This window comes from Blastococcus sp. KM273129, assembly GCF_021698995.1.
Classification (GTDB): domain Bacteria; phylum Actinomycetota; class Actinomycetes; order Mycobacteriales; family Geodermatophilaceae; genus Blastococcus.
Window position 1 is genome coordinate 1 of record NZ_SSXB01000223.1, and the last position, 272, is coordinate 272.

The following is a 272-nucleotide window of genomic DNA, read 5'->3' on the forward strand; positions in this document are numbered from 1 at the left end:
CTCGGTGGGCTGCTCACCCTCTTCGCCATCGGTGCCGTCTTCGAGATCGACGCCCTGCTCGGCCTCCTGGCGCTGCTGTCCTTCGCGTCGGCCGTCGTCCTGCTGATCGGTGGCATCCAGGTGCTGCGGGGGCAGGAACCGCGGCTGCTGCTGCTCGGCAGCTACGCGTCCATCGCTCTGCAGCTGCTGTACCTGCTCTGGGGCCTGGTCCAGGACGAGGGCTTCGTCTTCACCGGCCTGCTGGGCTTCGTGCTGCCGATCCTCGTCGTCGT

Annotated in this window: 1 protein-coding gene; it reads left to right on the forward strand. The window is 68.4% G+C overall.

Annotated elements, in window-relative coordinates; translation table 11 throughout:
* Positions 1-272 (forward strand): hypothetical protein (locus E9565_RS22115; RefSeq protein ID WP_236836750.1); only part of this gene is annotated, 272 nt, incomplete at both ends.